Below are 26,621 nucleotides of genomic sequence, written 5' to 3' on the forward strand. Positions count from 1 at the left end.
TAATTCCAGATCAGCCACTAATCTGGACAGCATCCGAATACCTTCCATTGCGGTTCGCTCGCACCTCGAACAAGTGCGTTACACCGGGCGTCAAATCAAAGAACAGGTAGAGGGTCTCGGGAAAATCTCCAAGGATGTTTCGATCTTTTGAAACCTGATAACCGGTGACGCCGCTACTATCAACGGGAGGTTGCCATCTGAGAATTCCGAGAGTGTCGCCGGACCGCACGAATGTCAGATTGGTCGGGCCATTGCCCGCAAGCGTGGTGAGTGGTAGCGGATCGGAGTAGGTACCGTTTCCGGCGGCATCCATCGCGCGCACCTTGAATACATAGGGTGTATTTTTGCTCAAGCCGGTGACAACGATGCGGGTGCCGTTCGCAGTGTCGATCCTATTGTTGCCACGGAAGATCTCATAGCCGGTAACCCCGACGTTATCACTGGATGCATTCCACTCCAGAGTGGCAGAGGTGTCGGTGATAGTGGTGGCTCTCAAGTTAGTGGGTTTGGAGGGCGCTGTCGTGTCTGGTTTGGTGGTGGTGACTGGCAGCGGATCGGAGTCGGTACCGTTGCCGGCGGCATCCATCGCCCGCACCTTGAAAACATAGGGTGTACCTGGGCTCAAGCCGTTGACAACGAAGCGGGTGCCGTTCGCTGTGTCGATCCTATTGTTGCCACGGAAGATCTCATAGCCGGTAACCCCAACGTTATCACTGGATGCAGTCCACTCCAGGGTGGCGGAGTTATTGGTGATGCTGGTGGCTCGCAGATTGCCGGGTTTGCTGGGTGGCTGATCGTCTTTGGATACCAGCACGTCCGAGTAGGTACCGTTTCCGGCAGCATCCATTGCGCGCACCTGGAACCGATAGGGTTGGGTCACGTCGATAGGGAAAAGAAGCGTACCTTCGGTTATGTCGAGTAGATTTCCGTTTCGATAAACCTCATAGCCGATGACCTTGACGTTATCAGTTGACGGGCGCCAGAGGAGAGCGCTTTTGCCTGTATGAGTTATGATTTCGAGGTTGGTTGGCTTAGAAGGTGCGGTCTCGTCCGGTGTAGTGACCGGCAATGGATCGGAGTCGGCAATGTTTCCGCCAGCATCCAGCGCACGCACCTTGTAAATATAGTGGGTAGCTTCGGCAAGACCATGATCGGTGTAACGGGTGCCGGCAATAAGCGGGCTGATCGGTGTGCCGTTGCGGTAGATCCGATAGCCGATAACCGCGACATTATCACTGGATGGATACCACTCCAGGCTGACGGAGTTGACGGTGATTGTGGGAGCGCGAAGGTTGGTGGGTTTGCTGGGGGGATTCTGTCTGCTGTCACTGTCAGCGAGGCGGAATCGGCGAAGTTTCCGGCGGCATCCAGGGCTCGGACTTTATACGACTGGTTGGTGACAACCTCGATTAGGGTCGATGTTTGTTGGACTATTTGTCCGAACGGCAAGCCGTCGCGATAAACCTGATAGCCTATGACTGCCACGTTGTCAGTCGAAGCGGTCCATTGAAGGCGGGCAAGATTGACCTCGCTAAAAAAAACGAAGTAGAGATCGGTCGGTGGAGTGGGTTTTATGGTGTCTGGTATTCCTACGGTCCTGGCAGTGATTTCAGCTGCAGCACCGTGGCCGGAGTTGAAAACTGCGAGTACCTGGAGCCGGTAAGTTACCCCGTCTTTCAAACTTTTGAATGTATATTGCAGTGAGTTTTCCAAGCCAACCAGTTCATCATTAACGGAGAGTTCGTAATGCTTAATTGTTTCGTTGTCTAGAGGGCTGAACCACTTCAAATGAATTGAGTCGGTTGTTATATTGCTGGTTGTCAGACCTATGGGGCGGGATCGATTGGCCTGATTCGCTCTAGTTCGCGTGGCGTTGATGCATCGATCAACGACGCCTGTTCCAGCGAAGAAATCAACGTTGATCATGTTGCCTTTGCTGGGTTGCCGATAGCGGTCAGAACCCAATCTGTTAAAAAAACAATCCCAATGGATAGCGCTGGGCCCAAAGCGAATAGGTCCCAATAAATTGTAGCCCGCGGCGAATATCGACCATAGTTGATCTTTTGGCGGGTCGGCCATGATGTGAGTGATATGGTTATAAAGATCTCTCTCTCCATTAAGGTCTTCGCCGGTCCAGGTCTGATGAACGTTTGGCCAGCAATACCACTGTGAATGGTTCCAGGTGATAATGATGTTTCTGCCAGGGAATCGACTGCGGATTTGACCAATCGTCAGGTTCATTGCCGTTGGAGGAATGCAACGATTACCGAGTGCTATTTCTATAATACTGTCGACGTAAAATTCTCTACCGTCTATTACTGCTTCGTGGAAGTTTAATATTATGATTTCCCCGGGGTTTTGTTCTGCGAACTCTAAAACTCCATGAATACAGTGGTTCAAATTGCGATTGGCGTCATAGCCAGCGTGTTCAAATATGAATTCTTGATGGGTGCCCGTCGCATTGCTTCGGCGGTACAAGCGCAGGTCAAGAGCTCGAGCACCGTTACGCAGTTGATAGGTAAAAGAGTCATCCTGGCAGGCAGCCCACTGATCAGCCGGCCACCCAGCGCCAACTAGGTCGACGCCAGCATTATGGGCTTGGAGTAATATCAGGTCATGTATTTTCAAGTGTTCAAGGTTTGAGCCAATGTCTGTCATCCAACGACTGTAATTGGTCAGGATTATAGGGTGTTGAAACATTAGGCTGTAGCGAACGCTGTTGAGAGATTGTTTCTCCAGTGTGCCATCGCTACTCACCATCAGGATTATTGTAATGGTAGTGTTGTCGGCCAGCTTCGAGAGCTCGTCTAGTGGTAGTTCGCAGGAGAACGCCTGTGCGTCAGGCGAGGTGCTCACTGGTACAGCCTCTGCCAGCTCAATAATGCAAGGGCGTCCGTTGGCGTAGATGCATTCGCAATGCATCCATAGTTTTGATTGGCTATTAATTCCAACCCAGGGTGCAACGCTGACTATTGGGGGGTTTATCAAGCTATTGAAGTTCAAAGTTCCATCTACTGTGTCGGTCACAGTAGGTGGGAGCAAAAAAGAGCGAGATGTTTGAACTTCTAGAGTTTGCGCTGGGAGAGACATGATGGGTTCCTGTCGGGGGAGCAACAGGATTGATTAATGCACAGGTCAAACCCCATTGACCACTAGCAGAACTGTTAGGGGAATAGTACTTAAATAAAGATTAAACTGTACTGATTTTTCGATTGTAGGCAGAGCCTCGGTTTCAAATAAACCGAGGCATCCGTATCACCGTTTAAACTCTGAATCTGCCTACCAACATCTGCAGATGAGTCCCCAACCGCGCCAGCTCAACACTGGAGGCGGCGGTCTCTTCACTGGCAGCCGAGGTCTGTTCCGAAACATCGCGTACGTTCAGCACGCTACGGTTGATTTCTTCGGCCACGGCGCTTTGCTCTTCAGCGGCAGCGGCGATTTGTTGGTTCATTGCCTGAATGGCTGAGACGGTGCGGGTGATGTTGGCCAGCGAGCCGCCGGCGCGGCGAGTCAGCTCTACGCTGCTGTCGGTCAGGTTGCGGCTATTGTCCATGATGTTGGCGACTTGCTGAGTGCCGCTTTGCAGGCCAACGATCAGCTCTTCGATTTCCTCAGTGGACTTCTGGGTGCGCTGGGCGAGGCTGCGTACTTCATCGGCGACCACCGCAAAACCACGTCCGGCCTCACCGGCACGGGCGGCTTCAATAGCCGCGTTGAGCGCCAGCAGGTTGGTTTGCTGGGCGACGGACTTGATCACGTCGAGCACGCTGCCGATCTTGTCGCTTTCGCGCTTGAGCTCGCCCATGGCTTCGGTGGAATGACCCACTTGCGTGGCCAGGCGCTCGATCTGGGCGATGGCCTCACCGACTACCTTGTCACCTTCGCGGGCCTGTTGGTCGGCGGCTACGGCGGCCTCCGAGGCTTCCTCGGCGTTGCGTGCGACTTCCTGCACCGTTGCGGTCATCTCGTTCATGGCGGTCGCCACCTGATCGGTCTCGACCTTCTGGCTGTTGACCCCGGCGCTGGTCTGTTCGGTGACGGCCGACAGTTCCTCGGCGGCGCTGGCGATCTGCGTGACGCCGTCGCTGATGCCGCCGATCAATTCGCGCAGGCCTTGGGTCATGCTCTGAATGGCGCGCTGCAGTTGGCCCAGTTCATCTTGGCGACGGGACACCAGGTTGTGGGTCAGGTCACCGGCAGCGATGCGTTCGGCCGCCTTGAGGGTCTGGTTCAGCGGAATCACGATCTGCCGGGTGATGGCCCAGGCGGCAAACAGGCCAATGACCAGGGCCAGGAGGGTGGCCAGCAACAGCATGTTCTTGGCGTGCGCTACGTCGGTATCGCGCACCAGGGTTTGCGAGGCGGTGAGCTTCTTGCTGACGTCGAGCAGAATCTCGCCTTGGGCAGCCATATGTTTGAATGCATCGGCGCTGGCGGTCTGGGAATCGTGGTATTGGATGACCGCGGCGCGGTAGGCCCTGAGCGAGTCTGTTGCTTGCTGCAAGTTAGCGATGTGTTGTTCTGGCAGCTTCGACGGCAGGCTTTGCAGATGTTTCAGCGCGTTGTCGATGGCGTCCAGCGCTGGCTGTTCTGCCTCAGCCTTTCCGCTGTAGGTGTAACCACGCACCTGAAAGCGCGCTTGCTGGATCAATTTGCTCAAGTCGATCACGCTATTGAACTGCGCCACGCTGTCGCCTTGCAGTAGGGATTGTTCGACTTCGGCGACTTTGGCCACGGCAGTGTCGGCGGTGGCGCCCAATTTGCTGCGAGCATCTTCGCGACTGGCGCTGATCTGGGTCATGGATGCGAAGGCTTGCTTGTACAGGCTGACGGCGGCCAATTGCTGGTCGACCATGGCTACGTCGCCGGGTTGCTCGATCATCCGGCGAGCCGCTTGCAGGCTGGTGTCGAGCTTGCCCAGCAAATCATTGACGGCGCCGGGGCCTTGTTCGCCACGGCGCATTTCGTAATCCAGGCGGGCGATGCGCAGGTCTTTGGTCATCCCGTTGATATCGGAAATGAACCCCAGCGTATCACCGCGACGGGTGACGTCGCTCAGGCCGGTCCAGCCCGTGAAGGTGATCAGCATCGTCAGCAGCAGCACAAGACCGAAGCCGACGCCCAGCTTGCGGTTTACGCTTACGTTCCCCAGTTTATCGGCTAGCGATTGGTACATGCTGCAACTCTCCCGAAGCAAACATTGGTTTCATGGGAGGTATATCGGCAGGGGGAGGGAATCCTGTAGGAGCGAGCATGCTCGCGAAGGTCGTGAACGATGACGCTGGCTGCCTGATACCCTACGGCGCTCTGATGTCCATCGCGAGCATGCTCGCTCCTGCAGGGTGGCGGTGTTGGGTTAGAAGAGCCGGGCGAGCAGCGCGGTAACGGCAGTTTCCACGCGCAGGATGCGCTCGCCCAACTGCACCGGTTGCAGGCCGGACTTGCCCAGCAAGTCGATTTCGTAGGGAATCCAGCCACCTTCCGGGCCGATGGCCAGGGTCACGGGCTCGGTGAGGGCGCGGGGGCAGGGCGGGTATTGGCCTGGATGACCAACCAGGCCGAGAGTGCCCTCGGTAATGGCAGGCAGGCGATCTTCGACGAACGGCTTGAAGCGTTTCTCGATCACGACTTGCGGCAGCACGCTGTCCCTGGCCTGTTCGAGTCCCAGGATCAATTGCTCGCGAATGGCCTCGGGCTCCAGGAACGGTGTCTGCCAGAAACTCTTCTCGACGCGATAGCTGTTCACCAGCACGACCCGTGGCACTCCCATGGCCGCGACGGTCTGGAACACCCTGCGCAGCATCTTGGGCCGCGGTAGGGCCAGGACCAGGGTCAACGGCAGCTTGGCGGGTGGGGACTGGTCGAGGGTGACGCGCAGTTCCGCCTCGTTGGCGTCCAGGCGCAACACCTCGGCCGAGCCCATCAAGCCGCCGATGCGGCCGACCCGCATGCTGTCACCCACTTCACAGCGGTGGACTTCCTGCATGTGGGTCAACCGCCGATCACGCAGGACCACCCGGTCGGCCGCAATGAAGTCGGCCTCTTCAAGGAGCAACAGGTTCACGGTTGGGTCGCTGGCGGCTGGTCGTTGTTATCGTCGGCAGGCTGGTCGTCCGGATGCTCGCCACGCTTGCTGATCAGGCTGCCAAACAGGATGCCGATCTCGAACAGCAGCCACATCGGTACCGCCAGCAGGGTCTGCGAGAAAATGTCCGGCGGGGTAAGGATCATGCCGACCACGAAGCAGCCGATGATCACGTACGGGCGGATCTTCTTCAGGTACTTGACGTCGACCACGCCGATCCACACCAGCAGCACCACGGCCACCGGGATTTCGAACGCCACGCCGAAGGCGAAGAACAGCGTCATGACGAAATCGAGGTAGCTGGTGATGTCCGTCATCATTTCCACGCCGGCCGGGGTGGCGGCGGCGAAGAACTTGAAAATCAGCGGGAATACCAGGAAATAGGCGAACGCCATGCCGGCGTAGAACAGCACGATGCTCGAACACAGCAAGGGCACGGCGATGCGTTTCTCATGCTTGTACAGGCCCGGTGCGATGAAGCCCCAGATCTGGTGCAGGATCACCGGAATCGCCAGGAACAGCGAGACCATCATGGTCAGCTTCAGTGGCGTCAGGAACGGCGACGACACATCCGTGGCAATCATCGTCGCACCGGCTGGCAGGTAGGCCCGCAGCGGTGTCGAGACGAAGGTGTAGATTTGCTGGGTAAAGGCGAACAGCCCGGCAAAGATGATGAAGATCGCCGCTACGCAGCGTAGCAGGCGGGTACGCAACTCGGTGAGGTGCGAAACCAGCGGCATGTGCTGGTCGTTTTCAGGAAGATCGCTCATGGGGCTCGCGGCGGCAATGTTGGGTCTTGAGGGGCCGGCGCAACGGGCGCCGCCGCAGGTGCAACGGGTTCGACCGGCATTGTTGCGACAGGTACAGCTTCGACTGGCGCAGATTCAACGACAGGCGCATGGATCGTCGACGACGCTGCAGGCTCGACAGGTGTCGGTTGCTGCTGGGTCGGCGAGAAGATCTTGCGGGCCTCCTGCTCAAGCGACAGGATGTGCTCGTTGTGCAGTTGCCGACGAATCTCGTCGGCACCGATCTCACGTTCAACTTCCTGTTTGATTGCATTGAAGCTGCGCTTGAGGCGCCCGACCCACAGGCCGGCGGTACGCGCAGCGCCCGGCAGGCGCTCGGGGCCCAGCACCAGCAGGGCGACGAGGCCGACGAGCAGCAGTTCAGAGAAGCTGATACCAAACATTAGTCAGTGCTCACGAGTCTTTGCGGATCGGCTCTTCGACTTTCTGCGCCTGCACGTCGATGGTGTGCGGCTGGTTCACAGAGGCCTGTGGCTGGACCGGTGGCACCGGTTGAGCCGGAGTCGCTGTCGGATCGGCCGGCTTTTCGTCGTCGTTCATGGCCTTGCGAAAGCCCTTGATCGACTCGCCAACGTCGGTGCCGAGGTTTTTCAGTTTCTTGGTGCCGAATACCAGTACCACGACAACCAGGATGACGATCCAGTGTTTCCAGTCAAAAATGCCCATGCTGCTGCTCCTCTCTAATAGTTATTCAGGCGGACGGGCGCGAGGCTTTCTCGGCGTGTCCGGACAGACCGAAGCGACGGTCCAGTTCATCGAGTACAGCCTGGGGATGCTGCCCCAATTGGGCGAGCATGACCATGCTGTGGAACCATAAATCGGCGGTTTCGTAGATCACATCGCTGCAGTCGCCGCTGATGGCGGCGTCCTTGGCGGCAATGATGGTCTCGACTGACTCTTCGCCGACTTTTTCCAGAATCTTGTTCAAGCCCTTGTGGTACAGGCTGGCGACGTACGAGCTGTCGGCGGCGGCGCCTTTGCGCTCTTCCAGCACCTGGGCCAGACGGGTCAACGTGTCACTCATGTTTGTGTCCTGCGCAATAGATGGCGTGCGGATCTTTCAGGACCGGGTCGACAGTCGTCCAGTCACCGTTCTCGAAAACACGGTAGAAGCAGCTCTGGCGCCCGGTATGACAGGCAATGTCGCCAATCTGCTCGACCATCAGGATGATCACGTCGGCGTCGCAGTCCAGCCGCATCTCATGCAGGGTCTGCACATGACCGGACTCTTCGCCCTTGCGCCACAGCCTGCCGCGCGAGCGCGACCAGTAGATGGCGCGGTTCTCGGCAGCCGTCAGTTCCAGTGCTTCGCGGTTCATCCAGGCCATCATCAGGACGCGCCCGGTCTTGTGGTCCTGGGCAATCGCCGGCACCAGGCCGTCGGCGTCCCATTTGATCTCGTCCAGCCAGTTTTTCATCTTCGACTCCGACAGCAAGCCCGTCACATCATTAGTCGGGCTCAACGTTGAAACAGTGTGCCAGTGCGCAGCACAACTGGCTATCGGCGAACGACCAGATACAAGCCGACCGCCATCATGATGCCCGCTGGCCAATAGGCCAGATCGTTCAATGGCCCGCCTGCGGCGAGGATCGCGCCACCGGCCAGATGGGCCGTACCGAGCAGGCGCAGGAACCAGTCGTCGCGGCGTCGATGCCAGGGTGGCGGCGGATCGTTGGCATGGGGCTGGGACAGGCGTTCGAGCAGGTCACGGGTCATATTGGCCAGGTGCGGAATCTGTTCGATCTGGGATTGCACGTTGCCAAACAAGGCTTTGGGGCTGACGCGGTCACGCATCCAGCGCTCGAGGAAGGGTTGCGCGGTGTTCCACAGGTCGAGGTCCGGGTACAGCTGACGGCCCAATCCTTCGATGTTCAACAGGGTTTTTTGCAGCAGGACAAGTTGCGGCTGCACTTCCATATTGAAGCGACGAGCTGTCTGGAACAGGCGCATCAGCACTTGGCCGAAGGAAATATCTTTTAACGGTTTTTCGAAGATCGGTTCGCAGACCGTCCGGATCGCCGCTTCGAATTCGTTGAGTTTGGTTTCCGCCGGCACCCAGCCCGAATCGATGTGCAGCTGTGCCACTCGCCGGTAATCGCGCTTGAAGAACGCGAACAGGTTGCGCGCCAGGTAATCCTGGTCCTGGGGGGTAAGGCTGCCGACAATACCGCAGTCGATCGCGATGTATTGCGGGCTCCACGGCTGCACCGTGCTGACGAAGATGTTGCCGGGGTGCATGTCGGCATGGAAGAAACTGTCGCGAAACACTTGGGTGAAGAAGATCTCCACACCGCGTTCGGCGAGCATTTTCATGTCGGTGCGTTGGTCCGCCAGGGTCGCGAGGTCGGTCACCTGGATGCCGTAGATGCGCTCCATCACCAGCACTTTCGGCCGGCACCAGTCCCAATAGACTTGTGGTACGTACAGCAGCGGCGAACCCTCGAAGTTTCGCTTGAGCTGGCTGGCGTTGGCCGCTTCGCGCAGCAGGTCGAGCTCGTCGTAGATGGTTTTTTCGTAGTCCTGGACTACATCCACCGGGTGCAGCAGGCGCGCATCGGCCGAGAGTTTTTCGGCGGCGCGGGCGAGGATGAACAACCACGCCAGATCTTGCGCGATCACTGGTTTGAGGCCCGGCCGGATCACCTTGACCACGACTTCCTCGCCGGTTTTCAACTGCGCAGCGTGCACCTGGGCCACCGACGCCGAGGCCAGTGGTTCGACGTCGAAGCGGCTGAACACTTCGCTGATTTTCTTGCCCAGCTGCTCTTCGATCAGATTGACCGACACTTGCGAGTCGAACGGCGGCACGCGGTCCTGCAGCATCATCAGCTCATCGGCGATGTCTTCGGGCAGCAGGTCGCGGCGGGTGGACAGGATCTGCCCGAACTTGATGAAAATCGGTCCCAGGTCCTGCAACGCCAGGCGCAATCGTGCGCCACGACTCAAGTCCAGCGTCTTGCGCGGGAACCAGCGCCACGGCAAGGCGTAACGCAGCACCAGGAGAAACCAGGGCAGCGGGAGGGCGAACAGCAGGTCATCGAGGCGGTAGCGGATCACGACGCGCTGGATGCGCAACAAACGGCGGACGGCAAGCAGCTTCATGCGTTATCGCTTGGGTCGAGGGGTCGGGAAAGGCGCTCGAAACGCGCCTCGAGACGTTCCAGATCGAGTTTGATCTGGTCCAGTTCACTGAATCGGGCTTCGGCTTCGCGCTGCCCGACGAGGGTGCGTGATTCTTCGGCCAGGTATTCGCCCAGGTTCTGGCCGAGGCTGGCGAACCCTTGCTGGTACCAGCGGGCGCGGCTACGCAGGTGACCGCCGACCAGTTGCGTGGCGACCGGGCCGAGCCAGCGCGAGAGTTCGTACTCCCAATCCAGCTCGAGGTCCTGGAGGATCGCCGTCAGTTCCAGCAATACACCGCTGTCGCCGTCGAGCTCGACTTCGGGTGCATGCAGCACCGCCGTCTTGTCCTTGCTCATCGCCAGCTTTAGCAGGCTCGAGGCCGGTGCGCGCAAGGTGCAATCGGCACCGGTTTCCCAATGGGAGGCGAGCATCAGGCCCTCATCGCTGGGCAGGATGAACACTTGCAACGCCGGGCTGCGGCAGTCGACGGCAATCACTTTGCCGGCCAAATGTGCCAGCCGCGGCAGTGCCGTGCTGTCGAGGCGAAGCACCCGGTTCAGACCGAGCTCAACGCTGGCGAGCAGGCCGGCGAGCAGCATCAGGGCTTGATGCCACGGTGCAGGGCGACGATGCCTGCGGTCATGTTGTGATAGGTCACGCGGTCGAAGCCGGCCTCGACCATCATCGACTTCAGGGTTTCCTGGTTCGGGTGCATGCGGATCGATTCGGCCAGGTAGCGATAGCTTTCCGAGTCGTTGGTGATCAGCTTGCCCATCAGCGGCATGAAGGCGAACGAGTAGGCGTCGTAGGCCTTGGACATCAACGCGTTGGTCGGCTTGGAGAATTCCAGCACCAGCAGGCGACCGCCAGGCTTGAGCACGCGCAGCATCGAACGCAGTGCGTCTTCCTTGTGCGTGACGTTGCGCAGGCCGAAGGCGATGGTCACGCAGTCGAAGTGGTTGTCCGGGAACGGCAGTTTTTCCGCATCGGCCTGGACGAATTCGACGTTGCCGGCCACGCCCAGATCCAGCAGGCGGTCACGACCGACCTTGAGCATGGATTCGTTGATGTCGGCCAGCACCACCTGGCCAGTCGGGCCAACGAGGTGCGAGAACTTGCGGGTCAGGTCACCCGTGCCGCCGGCGATGTCCAGCACCCGGTTACCGGTGCGCACGCCCGACAACTCGATCGCGAAACGCTTCCACAGGCGGTGCATGCCGCCCGACAGGAGGTCGTTCATCAGGTCGTACTTGGCGGCTACGGAGTGGAAAACCTCAGCGACTTTTTCCGCTTTCTGGCTTTCCGGAACGTTTTTGAAGCCGAAGTGTGTGGTGGGTTCGGCATCGTTGCCTTTGCGCTGATCAGTCATATCGCTGTCACCAAAAGAGAATGCGCGACATTCTAATCCCCAAGGCATGCTTTGTCTTGGCAAGGCTGAAGGTAAGATGGGCAACCATCGGGACGTTTTGACGCAGCAGAGGTCAAGATGCCTCAGGAACGCATCCATAAAGCAGGAGTCATTTGATGGCCCATATCAGTGTTGAACGTGCCCATGGCCTGGGTAAGGAAGCGGCTCGCGAGAAGGCCGACAAGCTGGCGCAGAAACTCTCCGATCAGTATGGCCTGGAACCGCAGTGGTCTGGCGATACCTTGAACCTCAAGCGCTCCGGTGTGAAAGGCGCGGTGCACGTCAGTGACGACTCGATCAGGGTCGAAGTGGAGTTGGGCCTGATGATGTCGGCCATGAGCGGCATGATCAAAGCGGAAATCGAAAAGGCGCTGGATAAAGCGTTGGTCTGACCCGGTTCTTATTGTGAAATGCGGTCGGTGTGGGAGCGGGCTTGCTCGCGAATGCGTCGTGTCAGTCAATATCACAGTCAACTGAACGAACGCATTCGCGAGCAAGCCCGCTCCCACATTTGTTTGTGATGTGTTCAAAGGTTCATGTCAGTTGTTAGGGTGCCGTTTCTAATTTTTCTCCCTACTTTGTGCCGGAGCCCGACACTTATCCGGGCAGTTCCTCAAACCTTCTGCGCGTGAGGTGCACCATGGCCAAAGTTATTTTGAAGAAAAAAATCGACGCATCGACGACCGCTCTGCATGACGTCAAATCGTATGCCCGCAAGATCTGGCTGGCAGGCTTGGGTGCCTACACCAAGGTCGGCCAAGAGGGTAGCGAGTACTTTCAAGAGCTGATCAAGGCTGGGCAAGCAGTTGAAACCAAAGGCAAAAAAGCAGTTGCCCAGAAGCTTGAAGCTGCCAACGCCGAGATCGATGAAGCCAAGAGTGAAGTGAGTACTTTCAAAGGCAAGGTCGAAGTTCAGCTCGACAAAGTCGAGAGAGCGTTCGACACGCGTGTCGCAAGTACCTTGAATCGCATCGGCATTCCGTCTAAACATGACGTTGAGACACTCTCTGCCAAGCTCGATGAGCTGACGGCACTGCTCGAACGCGTCGCGCGTAAATCTTAAGGAGAACGGGATGGCTGGTAAAAAGAACACCGAAAAAGAAAGCAGCTCGTGGATCGGAAAAGTCGAAGACTACTCCCGCAAAATCTGGCTGGCTGGTTTAGGCGTGTACTCGAAGATCGACACTGACGGCAGCAAACTCTTCGACTCGCTGGTAAAGGACGGCGAGAAAGCCGAGAAGCTGACCAAGAGCGCTGTTGGCAAGACTGTCGACGCCGCCAAGGACTCCGCATCGTCGGCCAAGTCGCGCATCAGCGGCGTAAAAGATCGTGCACTGGGCAAGTGGGATGAGCTGGAAGGAGCTTTCGACAAGCGCCTGAACAGCGCCATTTCGCGCCTGGGCGTGCCGAGCCGCAATGAAGTCAAGGCACTGCACAGCAAGGTCGATACCCTGACCAAGCAAATCGAAAAACTGACCGGTGCCAAGGTTGCGCCTGTTGCGGCGAAAACCGCGGCAGCCAAACCAGCCGCCAAACCGGCTGCCAAAACCGCAGCCAAGCCATTGGCCAAAGCGGCGGCCAAACCCGCTGCAAAAACTGCTGCCGCCAAGCCAGCCGCCGCCAAGCCAGCTGCAAAATCAGCGGCCAAACCAGCCGCTAAACCGGCTGCCAAAACCGCAGCCAAGCCTGCAGCGAAAACCGCTGCCGCTAAACCGGCAGCCAAGCCAGCGGCAAAACCTGCTGCAGCGAAGAAACCAGCGGTGAAAAAACCGGCGGCTCCAAAAGCTGCCGCAGCCAAACCAGCAGAGGCTACCGCCAAGCCGGCAACCCCGGTGACTTCGGCAGCTGTGGCAAGCACTTCGAATTCCGCTGCCGCGCCGACCCCTGCTGTAACCCAGACTGCCGCGCCAGCTCCATCGACGCCAACCAGTCAGTCCTGATAGTTCAGGGCTCAAAAAAACGCCCGGCCTGCCAAGGTCGGGCGTTTTTGTTTGAAGGCTTGAAAAGATCGCAGCCTGCGGCAGCTCCTACAGTAAAACGCGATCCGGTGTAGGAGCTGCCGCAGGCTGCGATCTTTTGATCTTAGTGTTCCTCCAGATACTGCATCGCCATCTGCTCAGTCGCCGCCTTGATCGACGGCAACAGATGCGGCGCCACCAGCATCATGATCTGGTAGACCACCAATCGAACTTCGCCTTCACGGCCCAGAATCCGCTGATAGTCCAGTGAGAACAGCAGCGTCAGGGTGATCTGCTCCACCAGCTGCCCCAGCGCCTGGGTGTCGCTGACCAATTGCCCCAAGGCCTTCAATCGAGCCAGCAGCGACGCGAGCGTGCGCTTGAGCGCATTGAGCAGGTTGCGAATACCCTTGGCCAGTTTCGGCAGGCGCCCGGCCAGATTCGACAGGTCCTGAAACAGAAAGCGATAGTGTGACAAGCGTTCGACGATCAGGTGCAGGAACAGCCAGTAATCCTCAGGAGCCAGTTCGACGTCGGCCGGAGGATCGAGCAACGGGGACAACTCGGCCTGGAAACGTTCGAACAGGCCGAGAATCAGCGGCTCCTTGCCATGGAAGTGGTAATACAGATTGCCCGGGCTGATGCCCATTTCGTTGGCGACTTCCATGGTGGAAACATTCGGTTCGCCCTTCTCATTGAACAACTGCAGGGCACATTCGAGTATCCGTTCGCGGGTTTTCATCCAGTCTTCTTATGATCGGGTCATGCCTCGGCCGTTAAAGGCCGCGGTCGTTGAACATCAGCGCACGCGCACGTAAGTCCCGGGCGCCGCCTCCATCGGTGGATAATTCTGATTGCCGAGGGCCATGTGCGTTTCTTTTTTTGCGCCCGAGCGCTCCTGAATCCAGCCCAGCCATTGCGTCCACCAGCTACCGTCGACGGGCTTGGCGTCGTAGTACCAGGCCCTGGGGTCGCTGCTCAGTTTTGTGCCTTCGAGGTAGTTGGCTTTGGGATTGTTCGGCGGGTTGAGAATGCTCTGCACGTGACCGCTGTTGGCCAGGACAAAGCGGCGCTCGCCACCGAGCAACAGGGTTGAGCGATACACCGCGTCCCACGGCGTGATGTGGTCGTTGATGCCGGCCACGCTGAAGCTGTCGACGGTAACCTTCTGCAAGTCGATCGGTGTGCCGCACACTTCCAGGCCACCCGGGTGGCTCAGCGGGTTGTGCTTGAAGAAGTCCAGCAAGTCACCATGCAGGGCGGCCGGCAGGCGTGTGTTGTCATTGTTCCAGTAGAGAATGTCGAATGCCGGCGGCTCCTTGCCCATCAGGTAATTGTTGACGAAGTAGCTCCAGATCAAATCGTTGGGGCGCATCCAGGCGAAAACCTTGGCCATGTCGCGGCCGTCCAGTACACCTTTCTGGTAGGAGCGGCGCTTGGCGGCTTCCAGGGTCTGTTCGTCGGCGAAGAGGGTGGCCGGGCTGTCCAGTTGGCTGTCGAGCAGGCTCACCAGGTACGTCGCGCTGGAGACGCGGCGCAGCTGTCGCTTGGCTTGCAAGTGGCCCTGCAGGGCAGCAATGGTCAGCCCGCCAGCGCAGGCGCCCATCAGGTTGACCTCGCGCGCGCCGGTGATTGCCCGGCAGACATTCATGGCTTCTTCCACCGCTTCAACGTAGCTCGACAGGCCCCATTCGCGGTGACGTACATCCGGATTGCGCCAACTGATGACGAAGGTTTGCAGGCCGTTCTTGAGCGCGAACTGGACGAAGCTGTTATGGGGGCTGAGGTCAAAAATGTAGTACTTGTTGATCTGTGGCGGCACCACCAGCAGCGGTTTGGAATACTGCTTTTCGCTCATCGGCTTGTATTGGATCAGCTCCAGCAGCTCGTTGCGAAACACCACGGCGCCGGTGGTGGTGGCGACGGTCTTGCCAACCTCGAATGCATGCTTGGTAACTTGCCGGGGCAAGCCATCGTTGTGCAAGAGGTCATCGACCAGATGGCCGATCCCGCGCACCAGGCTGTTGCCGCCGGAGTTGAAGATTTCCTTGATCGCCAGTGGATTGAGCAGGCTGTTGGACGGCGACATTGCATCGTTGAGCAGGGCGAACGCGAAGTGCGCACGGGCGCGGTCATCCGGGCTCATGTTGCTTTCGTCGATCCAGCTCCTGACCTGCTTCTGCCAGCTCAGGTACGCCTGCAGGCTGCGACGATAAAAGGGATTGAGACTCCACGCCGGGTCGTCGAAGCGACGGTCTTGCGGGTTGGTGGGATGCAGAGTGTCACCCAGCAACACGCGACCCAGTTGGCTACCCAGTTTCAAGGCGTGTCGCGCGGTGTGCACGGGGTGGCGCAGGCCATGGGCGGCAACACTGCGCAAAGTCGAAACCAGATCCCGGCCACGCAGGCCGGTAATCGCACTTTGTGCGTTGATGAACTTGGCGGGAGTGGGTAGTGACTCCCTCGCAGGTTTATCGCGCATGACTCAACACTCCTTCGTCTTCAGGCCAAATACAAAACACCGAACCAGAACACCATAGACGCTGTAGCAGGTTGTTGCGCGGTGCGATGTCCTGCCACCTCCTCTTTGCCATACAAGAAATGAGCCGCTCAGCCACCCAGTGGCGCCGGATGCGGGTGCATCACCGCCCGCTGGCGCTCCTCTTCAAGGAACTTCATGATGATCGGTGCCACTGCTTCGGCCCGGGTGATCAAGAACAGATGGCCGTCATCGATGATGTGCAACTGGGCATTGGGAATCCGCCAGGCCAGCAAGCGCATGTTGACCAACGGGATCAAGGGATCGTCGTCGCCTGCCAGCACCAGGGTCGGCTGATTGATCTTGTGCAGCCAGTGGATGCTGGTCCAGCCCAAGCCGGCGAACAGTTGCCAGTAGTAACCGAGCTTGCCCGCCGAACGGACCTTTGCCGCATGGCTTGCAGCCAGCGTCGGGTCGCGACGGAACGCGCCGCCGTAGATCATCGGCGCAATGCGGATCACGTGGGATGGCTGGATGTACCGTCGTGGGCTGGCCATCATCCACAAGACTTTCGGCTTGCCCGGCACCATCACCGTACCCGCGGCTGTCGCTGCCAGGACCAGCTTCTTGCATCGCTCTGGATAGTCATAGGCGAACTGTTGCGCCAGGGCGCCACCCCAAGACACGCCGATCACATTGACTCGCCCATAATCGAGGTAGTCGAGCATGCGTGCCGTGAGCTTTGCCAGGCCTGGGAAGCGATATGGACGATTGGGCGTCGATGAACCGCCAACTCCGGGCACGTCGAAGGCGATGACTTCGAGGTCCGGGTCCAGCGCTGCGACGAACGGAAACACCAGCTCCAGGTTGGCGCCGATGCCGTTGAAAATCAGCAAGGGCGTCAAGTGAGGCTTGCCGGGGCGCACCGCCGTGCGGAGGGTCTGGCCATCCAGGTCGACGGTGCGGAATATGAACGGTTGCGGCATGCTTCTAGCCCTGTGGGTTAATTCATCCCTGAACCCTTGCAGGAGCGAGCTTTTGTGGTGAGGGAATTTATCCCCGTTGGGTGGCGCAGCCGCCCCAAAACCTGCAACTGCGGTGTATCAGTTACACCGAGTGCATTGATTTTACGACTGCTTCGCAGTCGAACGGGGATCAATCCCCTCGCCACAGCTCGCTCCCACAAGGGGAGCGGGGTGTGTCAGTTACCGTTCGTGCACGTAAGTGCCTGGCGCCGCTTCACCTGCCGGATACGCCTTGCTGCCCAGTTTTGTCGGGGACTTTTTCAGCTCGCCCGAGCGTTGGGCCTGCCAGGCCTGCCAGTGCAGCCACCAGGAATCGGTATGCTTGGTGGCATTCGCTTGCCATTCATCGGCACTGTCCGCCACTTCGGTGCTGGTCATGTAGCGCGATTTCGGATTGCCCGGCGGGTTCAGGATGCTCTGGATATGCCCGCTGCTCGACAGCACGAATTCAACGTTGCCGCCAAACAGCTGCGCCGACTTGTAGCAGGACTTCCACGGGGTGATGTGGTCGTTGGTGCCGGCCAGGGAAAAAATGTCGGCCGTCACCTGCTTGAGGTCGATGGGGGTGCCGCACACTTCCAGTGCATTCGGGCGAATCAGTGGGTTATTTTTGAACAGTTCGATCAGGTCGCCGTGGAACGCCGCGGGCAACCGTGTGGTGTCGTTGTTCCAGAACAGGATGTCGAACACCGGCGGCTCGTTGCCTAGCAGGTAATTGTTGACCCAGTAGTTCCAGATCAGATCGTTGGGGCGCATCCAGGCGAAGACCTTCGCCATGTCGCGGCCTTCCAGCACGCCGGCCTGGTACGAGTGGCGCTTGGCGGCTTCAAGGGTCTGTTCATTGACGAACAGGGCGACATCGCTGTCGAGGGTGGTATCAAGCACGCTCACCAGCAAGGTGAGGGCGTTGACTTTGTTTTCGCCAATCGCCGCGTAATGGCCCAGCAGCGCGGTGCAAGTGATGCCGCCGGAGCAGGCTCCGAGCATGTTCACGTCTTTGCTGCCGGTGATTGCGGTAACGACGTCAACCGCTTCCTTGAGGGCTTCGATGTAGGTCGACAGGCCCCACTCTCGCTGTTCCTTGGTCGGATTTCGCCAGCTGACGATGAACGTCTGCACGTTGTTGCGCAGGCAGAACCGCGCCAGGCTCTTGTCCGGGCTCAGGTCGAAAACGTAGAACTTGTTGATCTGCGGCGGCACCACCAGCAGCGGGCGTTCATATACCTGCTCGGTGGTCGGCTTGTACTGGATCAGTTCCAGCACATCGTTGCGAAACACCACCGCGCCTTCGGTCACGCCCAGGCTCTTGCCGACCTCGAATGCACCCATGTTGACCTGGCTCGGCATGCCGCCGTTGTGTACCAGATCCTTGGCCAGATGCGAGAGGCCGTCGAGCAGGCTTTTGCCACCGGTTTCGAAAAAGCGTTTGACTGCCGCCGGGTTGGCCGCGGTGTTGGTCGGCGCCATGGCTTCGGTCATGAGGTTGATCACGAAGTGCCCGCGCGCCACATCGCTGGGGCTGAGGCTGCTGTCGTCGATCCAGGCGTGAAGCTCCTTGCGCCACGCCAGGTAGGTTTGCAAATAACGTTTATAGAGCGGGTTCTGACTCCAGGCCGGATCGGCAAAGCGACGGTCATCGCTGGTCGGTTGCAGCCCGGATTTACCCAGCAGCACGTTCTTGAGTTCAAGACCAAAATGCGCAACATGTTTGACGCTGTGCACCGGTTGCCTGATGGCCTGCCTAAGCACCATTCGAGCAGAAGCCAGTAGATCCTTTCCACGCAGCCCAACGACAGGATTGAGCCCCAAGGTGTTTTCCGAGGCTTGATACTTCAACTCATCGTTACTCTTGTCACTCATCTACGACGCTCCATTGCCTTGAGACGAGTACCTCGGTCCCGCTGTGTAGCGACACAGCAACTGCCAGGTACTGCTGCTCGGGTGACCTTTAATTCTGCATCACTGCTTTTCCGTTCAGAGAGCGCTGCAGGGAACTTGCCAGTTCATTGGTTACCCGAGTTTAATTTTTTTCGCAAGCGGGCCAAGCGTCGACCCTGAAGCCGAGCATTCAAACAGATGAAATTAGAAAATGCCCTCTAAAGAGCAAGAGGCTCAGGCTAGAGCATCAGCTTGACGACAGATTCGTTCGGGTCGCGGGTTTTTCCTGCCGCCTTGAGCTCGGCAAGATAATCGTCCCAGAGCGCGTCATGACGTCGCCCCAGTTCGTAGAGGTATTCCCAGGTGAACAGGCCGCTGTCGTGGCCATCGTCAAAGGTCAGTTTCAGTGCGTACTGACCGGCGGGTTCTATCTTGCTCAGGCCTACGTTGATCTTGCCAAATTGCAGGATGGGTTTGCCGTGGCCCTGGACCTCGGCGGAAGGAGAGTGCACGCGCAGGAACTCGGCGGGCAGGGTGAATTCCTCACCGGACGCATATTTGAGCGTCAGGGTTTTCGAGGCTTTGTGCAGCTTGATGTCGGTGGGGAGTTGGGTCATGACCGGATGTCCGTTTGTATGTGTGGCCTGACCCTTGTAGGGGCCGGCTTGCTGGCGATGGCAATCTCAGGTACGCCATCGCCAGCAAGCCGGCTCCTACAAGGAATCACATGACCTACAGGATATAACGGGACAGGTCTTCGTTCTGCGCCAATTCGCCCAGGTGGCTGTTGACGTAGTCGGCGTCGATCTGGATTACCTTGTCGTCATGGACGCTGGCCAGGTCGCCGGCACTGAAAGACACTTCTTCGAGCAGGCGCTCAAGCAATGTGTGCAGACGACGGGCACCGATGTTTTCGGTCTTCTCGTTGACCTGCCAGGCGATCTCGGCAATGCGCTTGATCCCGCTCGGCAGGAACTCGATACCCAGGCCTTCGGTTTTCAGCAGCGCGCAATATTGCTCGGTGAGCGAGGCGTGGGGCTCGCTGAGGATGCGTTCGAAATCCTCGGGGCTCAGGGCCTTGAGTTCGACACGGATCGGCAGTCGACCTTGCAGCTCGGGTACCAGATCGCTTGGCTTGCTCAGGTGGAAGGCACCGGAGGCGATGAACAGGATGTGGTCGGTCTTGACCATGCCCAGCTTGGTGTTGACGGTGCAGCCTTCGATCAGCGGCAGCAAGTCGCGCTGCACGCCTTCGCGGGATACATCGACGCCGCCGGAGTTGCCGCGCTTGGCGACCTTGTCGATTTCGTCGATGAACACGATGCCGTGCTGTTCGACTGCTTCCAGGGCCTTGGCTTTCAACTCGTCATCGTTGACCAGGCGGCTGGCTTCTTCGTCGCGCACCATCTTCAGCGCTTCTTTGACCTTGAGCTTGCGGGCTTTCTTCTTGCCCTTGCCCATATTGGCGAACAGGCTCTGCAACTGGTTGGTCATTTCTTCCATGCCCGGTGGCGCGGAGATATCGACGCCGGCCATTTCGGCGACTTCGATCTCGATCTCCTTGTCGTCCAGCTGGCCTTCGCGCAGGCGCTTGCGGAAGAGTTGGCGGGTATTGGAGTCCTGGGTCGGGGCGTCGTCGCTGGTGAAACCCATGCGTGCCGGAGGCAGCAGGGCGTCAAGGATGCGTTCTTCGGCAGCGTCTTCGGCGCGGTGGCGTACTTTGACGATTTCCTGCTCGCGCAGCAGCTTGATCGCGGCATCGGCCAGGTCACGAATGATCGATTCGACATCACGGCCGACGTAGCCGACTTCGGTGAACTTGGTGGCTTCGACCTTGATGAAAGGTGCGTTGGCCAGTTTCGCCAGGCGACGGGCGATCTCGGTCTTGCCGACACCGGTCGGGCCGATCATCAGGATATTCTTGGGTGTGACTTCAACGCGCAGCTCTTCAGGCAACTGCATGCGGCGCCAGCGATTGCGCAGGGCAATGGCGACGGCGCGCTTGGCATCGTCCTGGCCGATGATATGGCGATTGAGTTCGTGGACGATTTCACGGGGAGTCATGGACATAATATTTAATGGACCTCAAGCAAGAATGAGCCGTGGCGCGGGGCCGAATCAGGCTTACTCGGCGCAGTCCTGCTCCTCAATGGTCTGGGTGTGGTTGGTGAATACACAGATGTCGCCGGCAATGCCGAGAGCGGTCTCGACGATCTCCCGGGCCGACAGGTCGGTTTTCTTCAGCAGTGCGCTGGCGGCGGCCTGGGCGTAACCGCCGCCGGAACCCATGGCGATCAGGCCTTCTTCGGGTTCGACCACATCGCCGTTACCGGTGATGATCAGGGAGGCGTCTTTGTTGGCAACCGCGAGCATGGCTTCGAGGCGGCTCAGGGAGCGATCGGTACGCCATTCCTTTGCGAGCTCGACAGCGGCGCGTACCAGGTGACCCTGATGCTTTTCAAGTTGACCTTCGAAACGTTCGAAGAGGGTAAAGGCGTCAGCGGTGGCGCCGGCAAAACCGGCAATGACCTGGCCGTGGTACAGGCGACGAACTTTTTTCGCGTTGCCTTTCATCACGGTATTGCCAAGGGAAACCTGGCCGTCGCCGCCCATGACGACTTTGCCGTGGCGGCGAACTGAAACGATGGTGGTCAAGGGAAGAGTCTCCACGCTGCGGGGCGAAAATGCCGTATGCCCATTCATATGGGGGTGGTGGAGTGGATTTCAACTGTGTGCGGCGGCGGGGGACGAATGGCGTGTGATGACTGTGGCGAGGGGATTTATCCCCGCTGGACTGCGCAGCAGGCCAATTTTGGGGGCCGCTACGCAGCCCGCCGGGGATAAATCCCCTCGCCACAGGGGGTGGATCAGCGGTTCTGGCGTTGTTGTAACAACAGATTGCTGAAGCCGGCGCCGGCCAGTTGTTTCTGTGCCGTGGTCAGTTGCTCGCGATTGCTGAACGGTCCGACCAATACCCGATACCAGGTCTCGTCCTTCACCGTACCCGATTCTACCGCCACCGCCTGGCCAAGCAGAATGATCTGCGCCCGCACCTTGTCCGCGTCAGCCTCCTTGCGGAACGATCCGGCCTGCAGGAAGAACTTGGTCACCGGTGCGGCCTTGGCCACCGGTGGCGCTGGCGGCGGAGTAATGCCCGCCAGGGCAGCCTGGGCACGGGCGGTATCGATTTTCGCCGCTTCCGCCGGGGTAACCGGCGTGGTCGGGATGGCTGGCACCTGTGGCGTCGGCAGGGTCTTTTCCGGCACGGCATCCGGCGGCACGATCACTTCCGATTCCGGCAGCAGGGTGTAGAAGTCGTATTTCGGCTTCACTGGTTGCGTCGGACTCGGCGGGGTCTTGTTGGCCTCAGCGATCTTGGTGGCTTTCTGTTGCTGCTCGACCTTCTCGCGCTTGACCGTGTCGCTGCCCTTGCCGGGCTCCAGCTTCATGAGGAATACGATGAAAGCACCGACCGTCAGGCCGATGGCCATCCACAGCCATCCCGGGATCGGTTGCTTCGCTGGAGCTTGGTAACGGCTGGCGCCACGCTTGGGTGCAGGTTTTTTCTTGGCAGCCAACTTACATACGCTCCAGAGTTTCCAGGCCCAAGAGTTCCAGGCCTTGTTTGAGAGTGCGTCCGGTCAGCGCGGCGAGGCGCAGACGGCTCTGCATTTGTTCCGGGGTGTCGGCGGCGAGGATCGGGCAGTTCTCGTAGAAGCTGGAGAACAGGCCGGCGACGTCATACAGGTAGGTGCAGAGGATGTGCGGGGTGCCTTTCTCGGAAACGTTGTTCAGCACCTCGCCAAACTGCGCGAGTTTTGCCGCCAGTTCAAGTTCGTGCGGGGCTTCGAGAACGATCTGGCCTTCGACTTCGCTGAAGTCCTTGCCGAGTTTGCGGAACACGCCAGCCACGCGGGTGTAGGCGTACAGCAGGTATGGCGCGGTATTGCCCTCGAAGTTCAGCATCAGGTCGAAGTTGAAGCTGTAGTCGCTGGTGCGGTGCTTGGACAGGTCGGCATATTTCACCGCACCGATACCCACCACCTTGGCGATGTTGCGCAGCTCGGCTTCGGCCAGCTCCGGGTTCTTGTCCTTCACCAGCGTGTAGGCGCGTTCCTGGGCTTCTGTCAGCAGGTCGATCAGCTTCACGGTGCCGCCGTCACGGGTCTTGAACGGGCGACCGTCAGCGCCGTTCATGGTGCCGAAGCCCATGTGTTCCATTTCCATCGGGTGCGTCACGAAGCCCGCTTTACGGGCGACTGCGAACACTTGCTGGAAGTGCAGGGCTTGACGCTGGTCGACGAAGTACAGGGCGCGATCGGCCTTGAGCGTGCCGCTGCGGTAGCGCACGGCAGCCAGGTCGGTGGTGGCGTAGAGGTAGCCTCCGTCGGCCTTGACGATGATCACCGGCAGCGGGTCGCCGTCGGCGTTCTTGAACTCGTCGAGGAACACGCACTGGGCGCCGTTGCTCTCGACCAGCATGCCGGCGGCCTTCAGGTCGTTGACCACATTGATCAGGTCGTCGTTGTAGGCGCTTTCGCCCATCACGTCGGCCATGGTCAGCTTGACGTTCAGCAGCTCGTAGATTTTCTGGCAGTGGGACAGCGAGATGTCCTTGAACTTGGTCCACAGTGCCAGGCAATCGGGATCGCCAGCCTGTAGCTTGACCACCAGGCCACGGGCGCGGTCGGCGAACTCTTCGGATTCGTCAAAGCGCCCTTTGGCGGCGCGGTAGAAGTTTTCCAGGTCCGACAGTTCGTCGCTGGTGATCGGGTTTTCCTGCAGGTAAGCCATCAGCATGCCGAACTGGGTGCCCCAGTCGCCGACGTGGTTCTGACGGATCACTTCGTCACCGAGGAATTCCAATACGCGGGCTACGCCGTCGCCAATGATGGTCGAGCGCAAGTGGCCGACGTGCATCTCTTTGGCCAGGTTCGGTGCCGACAGGTCGACCACGGTGCGCTGTACCGGGCCAGCCTTGCGTACGCCGATGTGTTCATCGGCCAGGGCGGCGTCCAGGCGAGTGGCCAGGGCCTGGGTGTTCTGGAAGAAGTTCAGGAAGCCAGGGCCGGCGATTTCGGCCTTGGAGACGTTTTCGTCAGCCGGCAGGGCCGCGATGATTTTTTCCGCCAGGTCGCGCGGTTTCATGCCCGCAGGCTTGGCCAGCATCATGGCGATGTTGCTGGCGAAGTCGCCGTTTTTCTTGTCGCGAGAGTTTTCAACCTGGATCGCCGGCGACAGGCCTTCAGGCAACACACCTTCGTTGACGAGTTGGGTGATGGCTTGTTGGATCAGCTGGCGAATGGTGTCTTTCATGGTCTTCTCTTTCGACCGCAGGCGCGGCGGCGCATCAATGCGCTGGTGGAAAAACTGGGCATTATCCGTTGCCGAGGCGACCTTGCCAACCATAGCGGGCAGGTTATGGATATGCGGTGACAAATCGGGCCCCTTCGCGAGCAGGCTCGCTCCCACAGTAGATCCAGGGTCTGCATTTACCTTAACCCCTGCGGGAGCGCAGCCTGCTCGCGAAGGCGACCTTGCGATCAATACAAATCGACCGGGTCGACATCCAGCGACCAGCGCACCGCCCGCCCGCTTGGCATTTGCTCCAGCACCAACAGCCAGCTGGCAAGCAACCGGTGCAGCGGTGCCCGGGCCGTAGCCTGTAACAACAACTGGGCACGATAACGCCCGGCGCGTCGCTCCATCGGGGCGGGTACCGGTCCGAGCAGTTCGATTGCGCTCAGGTTCTGTTCGGCGAGCAAGCGCTCGGCTTCGCTGCAGGCCTCATCGAGGAACCCTTCGGCCTGTCCGGGCTTGTGCGCCTCGGCGCGCAGCAATGCCAAATGCGCAAACGGCGGCAGGCCGGCTGCGCGACGTTCACTCAAGGCCTGTTCGGCAAAGGCGAAGTAACCCTGTTCGGTCAACTGCACCAGCAGCGGGTGGTCGGCCAGGTGTGTCTGGATGATCACCTTGCCCGGCTCTTCCGCCCGGCCTGCTCGACCGGCGACCTGGACAATCAGTTGCGCCATGCGCTCACTGGCGCGGAAGTCGCCGGAGAACAGCCCGCCGTCCGCATCCAGGATCGACACCAGGGTGACCCGTGGAAAGTGGTGGCCCTTGGCAAGCATCTGCGTGCCGACCAGGATGCAGGGCTGCCCTTTGTGGATGGTGGCGAACAACTGGTTCATCGCGTCCTTGCGCGACGTGCTGTCGCGGTCGACCCGCAAGACCGGATAGTCCGGGAACAGGATTCCCAGGCGTTCCTCGGCCCGTTCGGTGCCGGCCCCCACTGGGCGCAGGTCGACCTTGCTGCACTTGGGGCACTGGCGCGGTACGCGTTCGACATAGCCGCAATGATGGCAACGCAGTTCGCCGTAGCGCTGGTGCACCGTCATGCGCGCATCGCAGCGTTGGCACTCGGACATCCAGCCGCAGTCATGACACAGCAGGGTTGGGGCAAAGCCGCGGCGGTTGAGGAACACCAGCACCTGCTGGCCGGCAGCGAGGGTCTGGCCGATGGCTTGTTGCATGGGCCCGGAAATGCCGCTGTCCAGTGGACGGCTTTTCACGTCCAGGCGTAGGAAGCGCGGTTGCTTGGCGCCGCCGGCACGCTCGTTCAGCCGCAGCAGGCCATACCGGCCGGTGTAGGCGTTGTGCAGGCTTTCCAGTGAGGGTGTGGCAGAGCCGAGGACAATCGGGATGTTTTCCTGGCGTGCCCTGACCAGCGCCAGGTCGCGGGCGTGATAGCGCAAGCCTTCCTGCTGTTTATAGGAACCATCGTGTTCTTCGTCGATGATGATCAGCCCCGGGTTTTTCATCGGCGTGAACAGCGCCGAGCGGGTGCCGATTATGATGTCGGCTTCACCATCGCGGGCGGCGAGCCAGGCCTCGAGACGTTCGCGATCATTGACCGCGGAGTGAATCAGCGCGATTCGCGCGTTGAAACGCTGCTCGAAGCGCGCCAGGGTCTGCGGGCCGAGGTTGATTTCCGGGATCAGTACCAGCGCTTGCTTGCCGGCCTCCAGGGTTTCGCGAATCAGCTGCAGATAGACTTCGGTCTTGCCGCTGCCGGTGACACCGGCCAACAGAAACGCATGATAACTGTCGAACCCTGAGCGAATCGCTTCATAGGCGGCGCGTTGCTCCGGGTTGAGCGGCAGCTCCGGTTGGGCCAGCCAGTGATCATGCCGGGCTCCAGGGGCGTGCCTGCGAATCTCGACCTGGACCAGTTCCTTGGCCAGCAACAGGTCGAGGCTGTCCTTGCTCAGCATCAGCTTGCTCAATAGCTGATGGGCAACGCCATGGGGGTGCTGGGCCAGCGTTGCCAGGGCTTCGCGCTGGCGCGGGGCGCGGGCGATGCGCGGGTCATCGAGGCTGGCGCCCGGCGCAGCGGACCAGAAGCGCTCCTGGCGCGCCTCAGCCAATTCGCCCTGGCGCAGCAACACCGGCAGTGCCCAGCTCAAGGTGTCGCCGAGGCTGTGCTGGTAATACTGCGAGGTCCACAGACAAAGCTTGAACAGCGCGGGCGGCAAGGGCGAGGTTGCGTCAAGCAGTGCGAGGGCGGGTTTGAGTTTTTCCGCCGGCACCTCGCTGGTGTCGGCGATCTCCACCAGAATCCCGATCATCTCCCGACGGCCGAACGGCACCCGCAAACGCATGCCGGGGTGTAGCTGCGCACGCAGAACGCCGGCCGGCGCCCGGTAGTCGAACAGGCGGCGCAGGGGCGAAGGCAGGGCGAGGCGCAAAATGGCGTCGGGCACGCGGGGGGATCTCGATAGACGGTACAAAGGATGACTCAGGGCCGGGAGCCTAGCAGACGACCGGTTTGAGGGACAGCTTGCGTGATTGG

General features: G+C 59.6%; 25 protein-coding genes. 3 read left to right on the plus strand and 22 right to left on the minus strand.

Translation table 11 applies throughout. The features are described 5' to 3' along the window. Window positions 1-10 precede the first annotated feature (10 nt). The 12 genes from QLG10_RS04100 to ubiE form a co-directional block, all read right to left on the minus strand. A complete protein-coding gene (locus tag QLG10_RS04100; RefSeq protein WP_282485668.1) occupies window positions 11-847 on the minus strand; it encodes a fibronectin type III domain-containing protein in 837 nt (278 codons plus the stop codon). 161 nt (window positions 848-1,008) lie between these two features. After that, complete coding sequence (locus QLG10_RS04105) at window positions 1,009-3,090, minus strand: hypothetical protein (protein WP_282485670.1); 2,082 nt, start codon at window positions 3,088-3,090, stop codon at window positions 1,009-1,011. Window positions 3,091-3,262: 172 nt separating this feature from the next. Beyond that, entirely contained in the window at window positions 3,263-5,179 is a 1,917-nt protein-coding gene (locus QLG10_RS04110) for a methyl-accepting chemotaxis protein (RefSeq protein ID WP_282485672.1), read from the minus strand. A 180-nt stretch (window positions 5,180-5,359) separates the two neighbouring features. Then, window positions 5,360-6,067, minus strand: coding sequence for a 16S rRNA (uracil(1498)-N(3))-methyltransferase (locus QLG10_RS04115; protein ID WP_110754754.1), 708 nt, complete (start codon window positions 6,065-6,067; stop codon window positions 5,360-5,362). Continuing rightward, a complete protein-coding gene (gene tatC / locus QLG10_RS04120; RefSeq protein WP_173667192.1) occupies window positions 6,064-6,876 on the minus strand; it encodes a twin-arginine translocase subunit TatC in 813 nt (270 codons plus the stop codon). Before tatC ends, QLG10_RS04115 begins: the two co-directional genes overlap by 4 nt. Beyond that, window positions 6,855-7,280: a Sec-independent protein translocase protein TatB gene (tatB, locus tag QLG10_RS04125; RefSeq protein ID WP_110754752.1), complete on the minus strand. Its 426-nt coding sequence runs from the start codon at window positions 7,278-7,280 to the stop codon at window positions 6,855-6,857. The genes tatC and tatB overlap by 22 nt, the downstream gene beginning before the upstream one ends. Before the next feature lie 10 nt (window positions 7,281-7,290). After that, a complete protein-coding gene (locus tag QLG10_RS04130) occupies window positions 7,291-7,563 on the minus strand; it encodes a twin-arginine translocase TatA/TatE family subunit (RefSeq protein ID WP_110754750.1) in 273 nt (90 codons plus the stop codon). A gap of 25 nt (window positions 7,564-7,588) precedes the next feature. After that, window positions 7,589-7,921, minus strand: a complete 333-nt coding sequence (locus QLG10_RS04135) for a phosphoribosyl-ATP diphosphatase (RefSeq protein ID WP_007899279.1) — start codon at window positions 7,919-7,921, stop codon at window positions 7,589-7,591. After that, window positions 7,914-8,315: a phosphoribosyl-AMP cyclohydrolase gene (gene hisI, locus QLG10_RS04140; RefSeq protein WP_282485676.1), complete on the minus strand. Its 402-nt coding sequence runs from the start codon at window positions 8,313-8,315 to the stop codon at window positions 7,914-7,916. Before hisI ends, QLG10_RS04135 begins: the two co-directional genes overlap by 8 nt. A gap of 80 nt (window positions 8,316-8,395) precedes the next feature. Beyond that, a complete protein-coding gene (ubiB, locus tag QLG10_RS04145) occupies window positions 8,396-10,000 on the minus strand; it encodes a ubiquinone biosynthesis regulatory protein kinase UbiB (RefSeq protein WP_020801015.1) in 1,605 nt (534 codons plus the stop codon). Next, window positions 9,997-10,620: an SCP2 domain-containing protein gene (locus tag QLG10_RS04150; protein ID WP_282485681.1), complete on the minus strand. Its 624-nt coding sequence runs from the start codon at window positions 10,618-10,620 to the stop codon at window positions 9,997-9,999. Before QLG10_RS04150 ends, ubiB begins: the two co-directional genes overlap by 4 nt. Then, window positions 10,620-11,390 carry a bifunctional demethylmenaquinone methyltransferase/2-methoxy-6-polyprenyl-1,4-benzoquinol methylase UbiE gene (ubiE, locus tag QLG10_RS04155; RefSeq protein ID WP_033045331.1) on the minus strand — a complete coding sequence of 257 codons (771 nt, stop codon included), beginning with the start codon at window positions 11,388-11,390 and terminating at the stop codon, window positions 10,620-10,622. Before ubiE ends, QLG10_RS04150 begins: the two co-directional genes overlap by 1 nt. 155 nt (window positions 11,391-11,545) lie before the next feature. Between ubiE and QLG10_RS04160 the strand changes: the two genes are divergently transcribed. The 3 genes from QLG10_RS04160 (at window position 11,546) to QLG10_RS04170 (ending at window position 13,369) form a co-directional block, all read left to right on the plus strand. Beyond that, complete coding sequence (locus tag QLG10_RS04160; RefSeq protein WP_110754745.1) at window positions 11,546-11,821, plus strand: polyhydroxyalkanoic acid system family protein; 276 nt, start codon at window positions 11,546-11,548, stop codon at window positions 11,819-11,821. 248 nt (window positions 11,822-12,069) lie between these two features. Then, entirely contained in the window at window positions 12,070-12,492 is a 423-nt protein-coding gene (locus tag QLG10_RS04165; RefSeq protein WP_110754743.1) for a phasin family protein, read from the plus strand. A 10-nt stretch (window positions 12,493-12,502) separates the two neighbouring features. Next, window positions 12,503-13,369, plus strand: a complete 867-nt coding sequence (locus QLG10_RS04170; RefSeq protein ID WP_110754741.1) for a phasin family protein — start codon at window positions 12,503-12,505, stop codon at window positions 13,367-13,369. A 142-nt stretch (window positions 13,370-13,511) separates the two neighbouring features. On the opposite strand, the gene QLG10_RS04175 is transcribed toward QLG10_RS04170, so the two are convergent. The 10 genes from QLG10_RS04175 to QLG10_RS04220 all read right to left on the minus strand — a co-directional run bounded on the left by QLG10_RS04175 (window position 13,512) and on the right by QLG10_RS04220 (window position 26,532). Then, on the minus strand, window positions 13,512-14,129 hold the full coding sequence (locus QLG10_RS04175) for a TetR/AcrR family transcriptional regulator (RefSeq protein WP_020801021.1): 618 nt from the start codon (window positions 14,127-14,129) through the stop codon (window positions 13,512-13,514). Window positions 14,130-14,186: 57 nt separating this feature from the next. Further along, window positions 14,187-15,869 (minus strand): class II poly(R)-hydroxyalkanoic acid synthase, encoded by a 1,683-nt coding sequence (gene phaC / locus QLG10_RS04180; protein ID WP_110754737.1) that lies wholly within the window; start codon window positions 15,867-15,869, stop codon window positions 14,187-14,189. 128 nt (window positions 15,870-15,997) lie between these two features. Beyond that, window positions 15,998-16,852 (minus strand): poly(3-hydroxyalkanoate) depolymerase, encoded by an 855-nt coding sequence (phaZ, locus tag QLG10_RS04185; RefSeq protein WP_110754735.1) that lies wholly within the window; start codon window positions 16,850-16,852, stop codon window positions 15,998-16,000. A 219-nt stretch (window positions 16,853-17,071) separates the two neighbouring features. Next, window positions 17,072-18,751 (minus strand): class II poly(R)-hydroxyalkanoic acid synthase, encoded by a 1,680-nt coding sequence (phaC, locus tag QLG10_RS04190; protein WP_110754733.1) that lies wholly within the window; start codon window positions 18,749-18,751, stop codon window positions 17,072-17,074. A 257-nt stretch (window positions 18,752-19,008) separates the two neighbouring features. Further along, window positions 19,009-19,386 (minus strand): DUF971 domain-containing protein, encoded by a 378-nt coding sequence (locus QLG10_RS04195; RefSeq protein WP_110754731.1) that lies wholly within the window; start codon window positions 19,384-19,386, stop codon window positions 19,009-19,011. Window positions 19,387-19,501: 115 nt separating this feature from the next. Continuing rightward, window positions 19,502-20,839 carry an ATP-dependent protease ATPase subunit HslU gene (gene hslU / locus QLG10_RS04200; RefSeq protein WP_110754729.1) on the minus strand — a complete coding sequence of 446 codons (1,338 nt, stop codon included), beginning with the start codon at window positions 20,837-20,839 and terminating at the stop codon, window positions 19,502-19,504. Window positions 20,840-20,893: 54 nt separating this feature from the next. Further along, the gene (gene hslV / locus QLG10_RS04205; RefSeq protein WP_020801247.1) at window positions 20,894-21,424 is read right to left on the minus strand and encodes an ATP-dependent protease subunit HslV; all 531 of its coding nucleotides are present in this window, start codon (window positions 21,422-21,424) and stop codon (window positions 20,894-20,896) included. Window positions 21,425-21,636: 212 nt separating this feature from the next. Then, window positions 21,637-22,347 carry an SPOR domain-containing protein gene (locus tag QLG10_RS04210; RefSeq protein WP_008058118.1) on the minus strand — a complete coding sequence of 237 codons (711 nt, stop codon included), beginning with the start codon at window positions 22,345-22,347 and terminating at the stop codon, window positions 21,637-21,639. A gap of 1 nt (window position 22,348) precedes the next feature. Beyond that, a complete protein-coding gene (gene argS, locus QLG10_RS04215; RefSeq protein WP_033044373.1) occupies window positions 22,349-24,085 on the minus strand; it encodes an arginine--tRNA ligase in 1,737 nt (578 codons plus the stop codon). Window positions 24,086-24,312: 227 nt separating this feature from the next. Continuing rightward, window positions 24,313-26,532, minus strand: a complete 2,220-nt coding sequence (locus QLG10_RS04220) for a primosomal protein N' (RefSeq protein ID WP_188264552.1) — start codon at window positions 26,530-26,532, stop codon at window positions 24,313-24,315. Window positions 26,533-26,621 lie beyond the last annotated feature (89 nt).

Source organism: Pseudomonas sp. V98_8 (assembly GCF_029967975.1).
GTDB classification, from domain to species: domain Bacteria; phylum Pseudomonadota; class Gammaproteobacteria; order Pseudomonadales; family Pseudomonadaceae; genus Aquipseudomonas; species Aquipseudomonas umsongensis.